Origin of the sequence: Amycolatopsis sp. NPDC048633, assembly GCF_040650695.1 — a bacterium.
GTDB lineage: Bacteria > Actinomycetota > Actinomycetes > Mycobacteriales > Pseudonocardiaceae > Amycolatopsis.
Window position 1 is genome coordinate 272,315 of the sequence record NZ_JBEZHS010000007.1, and the last position, 8,151, is coordinate 280,465.

Annotated in this window: 7 protein-coding genes; 1 reads left to right on the forward strand and 6 read right to left on the reverse strand. The window is 72.9% G+C overall.

Annotated elements, in window-relative coordinates; genetic code table 11:
• Nucleotides 1-4 precede the first annotated feature (4 nt).
• From AB0C38_RS16895 to AB0C38_RS16920, 6 genes are all read right to left on the reverse strand, one after another.
• A complete protein-coding gene (locus tag AB0C38_RS16895; protein WP_360673388.1) occupies nt 5-859 on the reverse strand; it encodes a shikimate dehydrogenase in 855 nt (284 codons plus the stop codon).
• Complete coding sequence (mltG, locus tag AB0C38_RS16900; protein WP_360673391.1) at nt 849-3,098, reverse strand: endolytic transglycosylase MltG; 2,250 nt, start codon at nt 3,096-3,098, stop codon at nt 849-851. Before mltG ends, AB0C38_RS16895 begins: the two co-directional genes overlap by 11 nt.
• Nucleotides 3,095-3,523, reverse strand: coding sequence for a Holliday junction resolvase RuvX (gene ruvX, locus AB0C38_RS16905; protein ID WP_230862612.1), 429 nt, complete (start codon nt 3,521-3,523; stop codon nt 3,095-3,097). Before ruvX ends, mltG begins: the two co-directional genes overlap by 4 nt.
• A gap of 64 nt (nt 3,524-3,587) precedes the next feature.
• The gene (alaS, locus tag AB0C38_RS16910) at nt 3,588-6,248 is read right to left on the reverse strand and encodes an alanine--tRNA ligase (protein ID WP_360673394.1); all 2,661 of its coding nucleotides are present in this window, start codon (nt 6,246-6,248) and stop codon (nt 3,588-3,590) included.
• 83 nt (nt 6,249-6,331) lie between these two features.
• Complete coding sequence (locus AB0C38_RS16915; protein ID WP_360673397.1) at nt 6,332-6,637, reverse strand: hypothetical protein; 306 nt, start codon at nt 6,635-6,637, stop codon at nt 6,332-6,334.
• Nucleotides 6,634-7,020, reverse strand: a complete 387-nt coding sequence (locus tag AB0C38_RS16920) for a DUF948 domain-containing protein (protein ID WP_284745343.1) — start codon at nt 7,018-7,020, stop codon at nt 6,634-6,636. The genes AB0C38_RS16915 and AB0C38_RS16920 overlap by 4 nt, the downstream gene beginning before the upstream one ends.
• Before the next feature lie 128 nt (nt 7,021-7,148).
• On the opposite strand from AB0C38_RS16920, the gene AB0C38_RS16925 reads away from it, so the two are divergent.
• The gene (locus AB0C38_RS16925) at nt 7,149-8,039 is read left to right on the forward strand and encodes a hypothetical protein (protein ID WP_360673401.1); all 891 of its coding nucleotides are present in this window, start codon (nt 7,149-7,151) and stop codon (nt 8,037-8,039) included.
• Nucleotides 8,040-8,151: the final 112 nt, after the last annotated feature.

An 8,151-nucleotide genomic window follows, 5' to 3' on the forward strand; every position in this document is an offset into this window, starting at 1 on the left:
GCGGTCAGCTGATCGGCAGCGGCAGCAGGTTCCCGGTGGCCGCGCGCAGGGCGTCGCGCATCGCCGCTCGCGGGGCCGGGAGGCCGGTGAAGTGCTCGGCCTGCCCGAACGCCTGGTGCAGCAGCATGTCCAGCCCGGTCGCGAGCAGGCCGCCGTGGGCCGCGACGGCTTCGGCGAGCGGCGTCGGCCACGGGTGGTAGATGACGTCGAGGACGTGCGCGACCGTCGCGAGCTCGGCCACGTGCGGGAAGACGGCGTCCGGCGGCACGGTGTTCACCAGCACCGCCGCGCGCCCCAACGCCGTGAAGTCCGCCTCGGACCAGCGAAGCACGTCGACGTCGAGCGCGGCCCGCTTCGCCGCGTCGAGGGTTTCCTCGGCCCGTGCGGGATCCCGGACGACCAGGCGCACCTGCCGCACGCCCAGCGCGGCGAGCCCGACGACGGCCGCGGCCGCGGTGCCACCGGCGCCGAGCACGACACCGGTGTCCCCGGGCGACGGCTCGTAGCCGCCCGCCGCCCGCAGCGCCCCGGTGACGCCGTCGACGTCGGTGCAGTCCGCGAGCCAGCCCTTCGCGGTGCGGACCAGGGTGTTGGCCGCGCCGGCCGCGGCCGCGCGCGGCGTCACCTCGTCCGCGTGGTCCAGTGCCGCGCGCTTGCCCGGCATGGTGACCGAGAGCCCGGCCCACTCCGGGCCGAGGCCGCGGACGAGCCCCGGCAGCTCCTCGGCGCTCGTCTCGATCCGCTCGTACGTCCAGCCGGTCAGGCCGAGCGCGGCGAACGCGGCGCCGTGCAGCACCGGGGACAGCGAATGTGCCACCGGCTTGCCCAGGACCGCGGCCCGCCGGGGCTCAGAAGGCACCGTTCGCCTTGGCCTTCTCGACGTTCTTCTTGTGGTCGTCGAACGTGACCCCGAAGCAGGAGAGGCCGTTCTTCTCGCACTTGACGAAGTAGACCCAGTCGCCGGCCACCGGGTGCACCGCCGCCTGGATGGCGTCGGCGCTGGGCACCGAGATCGGGGTCGGGGTCAGGCCCGTGATCTTGTAGGTGTTGTACGCCCCGGCCTTTTCCCGGTCGCCGTCGTTGGTCGCCAGGGTCGGTCGGTCCAGGACGTAGTTGACCGTGGAGTCCATCTGCAGCCGCATGTTGATCGCGAGCCGGTTGTAGATGACCCGCGAGAGCTTGCCGAAGTCGGCCTTCACGGCCTCGCGCTCGATGATCGAGGCGATGATCAGCGTCTGGTACGGCGTCATCTCCGGGCCGGTCGACTGCGGGCTCAACCCGGCGTTCTGGATCGCCTCGGTCGAGCTGCGCACCAGCTGACCGACGATCTCCTGCGCGGACGCCCCGGGCCGGACGTCGTAGAGGCCCGGCGCGATCAGGCCCTCGAGCCTGCGGTCCTTGCGGTCGGCCTTGTTCGCGGGCTCGATCGCCCAGTCCGGCGCGCCGAGCGTCTTGAGATCGGCCGCGTCGACCACCTTGCGCAGGTCGTCGGCGCTCACGCAGGTGCTCTTGCCGTCGATCTGCGCGCACGACGCCTTCGCCATCAGGCTGTACACGCCGGGCGTGACCTTGCCGTCGGGCTGGGTGATGTCGTCGAACTGGGTGTACGGCCGGATCTCCAGCTGGCCGACCCGCGAGCCGGCCGCGAGGATCCGGTCGACCGCCGCGGCCCCGGACATGTGCGACTTCATCACGTAGAAGCCGTGCTGGATGCGCGACAGCTTCGAGTTGTCCTCGCCGGCCTTGACGAACGCCTTGCCGCTGGCCACGACGCCCGCCGTGGCGAGCTTCGCGCCGATCGCCGACGTCGAGTCGCCGTCGTCGACCTGGAACAGCACGTCCCCGTCGCCGGTCCCCTCGAAGTCGTCGTAGCCGAAGACCTTGTTGAAGCCGTAGTAGGCGCCGCCCGCGAGCAGCACGATCACCACGAGCGCGGCGACCCAGCCGAGGGCACGCTTGCTTTTCTTCTTGCGCGGCTTCTTCGGCTCGTCCTCGTAGTCGTCTTCGTACTCGGCCTCGTCGTAGTCCTCGTAGTCGTCGGCGTACTCGTCGTACTCCGCGTACTCGCCGTCTTCGGCGAAGAACTCGCCGGACTCCTCGTGCGCCGGCTCGGCCGGGGCCGGGGCCTGCGCGGGGATGATGTCGGTCACCGGTTCCTCGCGCACCGGCGGGGGCGGCGGGCGGCGGCGCCGCGGCGGCTCCACGCCGGCTTCGGGCACGCCGACAGAGCGGTCACCCGGCTGGACGGGCCCCCGCGGGGGTTCCGGTGCCCCGCGACGCGGGTCGGACGCGACGTCGGGATCGAGCGCCGCACGACGCCGTCGCGCCTCGCCGGTGTCCTCGGGATCGGGTGCCGCCCGGCGCCGCCGCGGCTCGGCGGCCTCGGCCCGGAAGCGGGCCATGTCGGCCACCTCGTCCGAAGCGCCACGGGGGCGGCGCGGGACCTGGCCTTCGTCGTCCGCCGCGCCCCGGAGGCGGGCGGCCTGCGCTTCGGCCGCCTCGTCCAGGTCGAGCATCGCCTGGTGACGGCGCGCCGCTTCGGCTTCGGCGAGCTCTTCGGGGCTCGGCCGGCGACGGGGTGCTTCGGGTTCCGGGGCCGGACGGCGGCGGCGCGGGGCCTCGCCCTCCGGAGCCGGAGCAGGAGCCGGGGCCGCGCGGCGGCGCCGGGGTTCGCCGGTGTCGCCGGGCTCCGGGGCCGCGCGGCGGCGGCGCGGGGCCGCCCCGTCGGCGGCACCCTCGTCGAGGCCGTGGCGGGCGCGGGCGGCCCGGGCGGGCGCGGCCTGCTGGGCCTGGGGGTCGAACTCGTCGTCGGCCGGGGGCAGCGTGCCCGGCGGCTCGAGACGGCGACGGCGGCCGGACGGCGGTGCGTCGCGGCGCGGGTCGTAGCCCGGCTCGGGCCGGGCCCGGCGGGACGGCTGGGGCAGCTCGTGGGAGCCGCTGTGCCGCGAAGGCTGCGGCAGCTCCTGGTACCCGCTCGCGTGGGGGTCGTGCGGGTCCGCACGACGTGGTGCGGGCCGGGACGGCGGCGGTGTGGCCGGCCCCGGCTCACGGAGTCGCCTGCGCCCCCGTGGGGGCTCAGGTGGCTGCTCGTCGTTCATCGGTCTCCCTCCCGGGCGCGGTGCGCAGCAGCGGCGTCGATCCAGGCCTGCAGGATCTCGACGGCGGCGGCCTGGTCGACCACCGCACGCTGCTTGCGGCCTTTGACCCCGCGCTGGGAGAGGATGCGGGATGCGGTGACCGTGGTCAGCCGCTCGTCGCCCAGCCGGACCGGCACGGGCGCGACGCGCCCGGCCAGGCGTTCAGAATACGCGATCGCCAGCTCGGCCGCCGGACCCTGCCGGTTGGCGAGGGTGCGCGGCAGCCCCACGATCACCTCGACCACCTCGTGCTCGGTGACGAGGGCGGCCAGCTGGTCCAGATCACTGTCGTCGGTCGCATCGCGGGAGAGGGTAACCAATGGCGACGCGAGCACCGGGGCCGGATCGCTCAGGGCGACCCCGACCCGGACGGATCCGACATCCACCCCGAGCCGCCGGCCGCGGCCCGGATCGCCGGGACCAGGCCGATCCGGGCCGCGGTTTCCGCGGTTAACCAATGCCGGCGATCGCCGAGCGCAGGGCCGAGACCGCGTCGGCCGCGCCGGCCGGGTTCGTGCCACCACCCTGGGCCATGTCGGGCTTGCCGCCGCCGCGGCCGCCGATCTTCTCCGCGAAGGACGGCACCAGCTTGCCCGCCGCGATGCCCTTGTCCTGCGCCGCCTTCGTCGTCGCGACGACGAAGCTCAGCTTGTCGCCGGCCGGGGAGAAGAGCGCCACCACGCCGGGCCGCGAGCCGAGCCGGCCGCGGATGTCCGACGCGAGCGCGCGCAGGCCGTTGCCGTCGACGTCCGGGACGACCTCGGCCACGACCGAGACGCCGTTGACGTCGACCGCCTTGTCGGCCAGCGCACCCGTCGACCCCAGCACCTGCTGGGTCTTGAGCTGAGCGATCTCCTTCTCGGCGTTCTTCAGCCGGGTCAGGACGTCCTCGATGCGGCCGGGCAGCTGGTCCGAGGGCACCTTGAAGGTGTTCGCCAGCTGGGAGACCAGCAGCTGCTCCTTGCGGACGTACTTCAGCGCGTCCGTGCCGACCAGCGCCTCGACGCGGTGCACACCCGAACCGATGGACGCGTCCGAGACCAGCTTGACCAGGCCGAGCTGGCCGATCCGGTCCACGTGCGTGCCACCGCAGAGCTCGCGGGAGTACTCGCCCATGTCGACCACGCGGACGTCGTTGCCGTACTTCTCGCCGAACAGCGCGACCGCGCCGAGCTCGAGGGCCTTGTCCTTGGTCGTGGTGAAGCTCTGCACCTCGACGTTGGTCTGCAGGTAGTCGTTGACCTCCTGCTCGACCTCGGTCAGCACGTCCGCCGACACCGAGCCGGGCGTGGTGAAGTCGAACCGCATGCGGCCCGGCGAGTTCAGCGAGCCCGCCTGCGCCGCGCGCTTGCCGTACGCGCCGCGGACGGCCGCGTGCACCAGGTGCGTCGCGGAGTGCGAGCGCTCGATGGACAGCCGGCGGTGGGCGTCGACCGAGCCGGTGACCTTGGAGTCCAGGCCGATCTCGCCGTCGACGACCTCGACGCGGTGCACGAACAGCCCCGGGACGATCTTCTGGACGTCCAGGACCTTCAGTTCGACGCCGTCGCCCAGCAGCACGCCGGTGTCGGCGACCTGGCCACCGCTCTCGGCGTAGAACGGGGTGCGGTCGAGGACCAGCTCCGCCTTCTTGCCCGCGGAGACGCTGCGGACCGGCTGCCCGTCTTCGAGCAGGGCGACGACCTTCGCCTCGGCCTGCAGGTCGGTGTAGCCGAGGAACTCGGTCTCGCCGTGCTGCTCCAGGACCTTCCGGTACTCCGAGAGGTCGCCGTGGCCGGTCTTGCGCGCCGCCGCGTCCGCCTTCGCGCGGGTGCGCTGCTCGTTCATGAGCGTGCGGAAGCCGTCCTCGTCGACGCTCAGACCCTGTTCGGACGCCATTTCGAGGGTCAGGTCGATCGGGAAGCCGTAGGTGTCGTGCAGCTGGAACGCCTTGTCGCCGGCCAGCACGTCGCCGCCGCCGCGCTTGGTCTCCTCGGCCGCGAGGTCGAAGATGCGCGAACCGCTGGTCAGGGTCGAGAGGAAGGCCTCCTCCTCGATCCGGACGACCTCGTTGATCCGGTCGAACCCGCCGACCAGCTCCGGGTAGGTCGGGCCCATGGTGTCGCGCACGACCTTCGCGAACTCCTGCAGCACCGGCTCCTGCACGCCGAGCAGGCGCGTGGAGCGGACGATGCGGCGCAGCAGGCGGCGCAGCACGTAGCCGCGGCCGTCGTTGCCCGGGGTGACGCCGTCGCCGATCAGCATGACGCCGGTGCGGGCGTGGTCGGCGATCACGCGGAACCGGACGTCGTCGGCGTGGTTCGAGCCGTAGCGGCGGCCGGAGAACTCCTCCGCGCGGCCGATCACCGGGCGCACCAGGTCGGTCTCGTAGACGTTCTCGACGCCCTGCAGGATCGTCGCGACCCGCTCGACGCCCATGCCGGTGTCGATGTTCTTCTTCGGCAGCTCGCCGATCGGCTTGTGCCCGAGCTTGGGGCTCAGGTCGCCGCGGACGTCCTGCATGAAGACGAGGTTCCAGATCTCGATGTAGCGGTCCTCGTCCGCGACCGGGCCGCCCTCGCGGCCGTACGCCGGGCCGCGGTCGTAGTAGATCTCCGAGCACGGGCCGCCGGGACCGGGCACGCCCATGTCCCAGTAGTTGTCCTTGCCGTCGCGCTCCTGGATCCGCTCGCCCGGCAGGCCGGTGAGCTTGCGCCACAGGCCGGCCGCCTCGGCGTCGTCGTTGTAGACGGTCGCCCAGATCCGGTTCGGGTCGAGGCCGAAGCCGCCTTCGCTCTGGGGCTTGGTGATCAGCTCCCAGGCGTTCTCGATGGCGCCTTCTTTGAAGTAGTCGCCGAAGGAGAAGTTGCCGGCCATCTGGAAGAACGTGTTGTGCCGGGTGGTCTTGCCGACCTCGTCGATGTCCGGCGTGCGCACGCACTTCTGCACGGAGGTCGCGCGCGGGTACGGCGGCGGCGCCTCACCGAGGAAGTACGGCTTGAACTGCACCATGCCGGCGTTGACGAACAGCAGGTTGGGGTCGTCGAGGATCAGCGGCGCGCTGGGCACGCGCGTGTGGCCCTTGCTCTCGAAATGGCGCAGGAAACGATCGGTGATTTCGTGTGTGTCCACGGGTCAGGTCCTTGTTGCTGGTGCCGGGGTACGGGATGACGACGGCGGCGGAGCGGCTTCGGCGATCGCGCGGGCGCGACCGGTCAGCCCTCCGCCCGGCGAGCTCGCCGGACGGGGCGCCGGGCTTCGGCGGCGTGCCGGCCCGAGGCCTGCGGCGTCACCACGCCCGACCGCTGCTCGACCATCTCGTGCAACTCCTGCTCCCGCTCACTCATGCCCGCGCGCACCTCGGCGCCGAACGAACCCACGGCGCCCGCCAGCTCACGCACGGCTTCGCCCAGGTTCGATGCTAACCCCGCGGGAGTGGCCTGACGAGCCGTTTCGGCGGCCTTGCGCGACAGCACGACCCCGGTGACGACGCCGACGCCGAGCCAGAACAGCCGCTTCACTTGCCGGCCTTCTTCGCGGCCTTCGCGGCGCTCTTCTTCTTGCGCGCGCGGATCGCCTTGCTGAGCCCGTAGGACAGCGCCGCGGTCTTGACCAGCGGGCCGCCCAGGGTCGCGGTGAACACCGACGTCAGCGCGGAGACGTTCCCGGTGACCGCCTGGGCGTTGGACGTGATCCCGTCGACCCGCTCGAGCTGGGTGTTGACGTGGGTGATCGTCTGGTTCGCGCCGATCAGCAGCGGGTCGGTGTTGCTGTTGGTGCGCTCGATCGCCTCGGTGGCCGCGTCCAGCGTCTTGCCGAGCTTGATCAGCGGGATCGCCAGCAGGACGACCAGCACCACGAATGCTCCTGCGGCGATCAACGCGGCGATCTGCCCTGCCGACACGGGCCCTCCTCGGTTCACGGGTATTGAGTGCTGGTGAGGTTACCGCCTGGCCGGGTCCCCGACCGTGTCACCCCGCGCGGGCCGGAAAACGCCTCGCTCCGGCGGTCGCGGGGCGGTACACCTGGGCGATGGCACACGACGACGGACCCGGCCCCCGGGTGCTCGCCGGGCCGGGCGGAGCCGCGGCCGACGTGCTGGCCACGTTGCCGGGCGCCGACCTGACGACGGTCCAGCTGGAGGTCGCGCGGCGGCGGGCGGCGCGGCTGGCCCCGGCCGACGTGCTGCGCCGTCACCGCGACGACCGGTTCGTCCCGGCGAGCCCGCTGCCGTTCGCGCTGCTGCGGCGGGTCGAGGACGCGCTGCTGGGCGCGGCTCCGGGATTCGACCTGGTGACGCTCGCGCCGCTGACCCCGCTCGGCACGCATTCGGTGGTGACCGGGCTGGCCCAGCACCGGGTCGTCCCGACCGGCCGCGGCACCGAGGTCGCCGCGGATCCCACGACCGGCCTGGCGCTGGAAGCGGCGGCCCGGCGCTCCTCCGGGGAGGTCGTCCGGCTGGCGACGGTCCAGCGGGTGGTGCGCGCCCAGCGCGTCGACGGCGCCGGGATGTTCGCGCACTTCTCGCTGTTCGGCGCGGTGACGGCGGGCCGCGACACAGGCGGTCTGGAGTTCGAGCGGGCGGCGGCGCTCGAGCACGCGCGGCTCATGACCGCGGGATGCCGCGCGCTGGGCGCCACGGCGGTCTCGCTCGGGGTGACGGTGCTGGACCCGAGGTTCTCAGGTTTGCTGGACGACGTTCCCGACGTACCCACACACCCGTTCCCGGACCGCGAAGGCGGCCGAGGCGGCTACTACGAGGGTCTGTGCTTCAAGGTGTACGCGTCCTTCGACGGCGAGCCGGCGGAAGTGGGCGACGGCGGCTTCACGCCGTGGACGCAACGGCTCCTCGGCAACGCGAAGGAGCGGCTGATGACGAGCGGCCTGGGGGTAGACCGCCTGGCGACGCTCCTCCCGGCTTAGCAGCGCCCCAATGTGGCCTTGGTTGCGTTGAACGCACCCAAGGGGCCCTTCGGTGCGTTCAACGCACCGAAGGCCACATTGGGGCGCTGGGGACCCTGGGTCAGCGCTCCTT

Coding starts and splice junctions, on each gene's coding strand:
- mltG (WP_360673391.1), bottom strand. CDS start 3,098: ATGAACGACGAGCAGCCACCTGAGCCCCCACGGGGGCGCAGGCGACTC.
- AB0C38_RS16925 (WP_360673401.1), top strand. CDS start 7,149: ATGGCACACGACGACGGACCCGGCCCCCGGGTGCTCGCCGGGCCGGGC.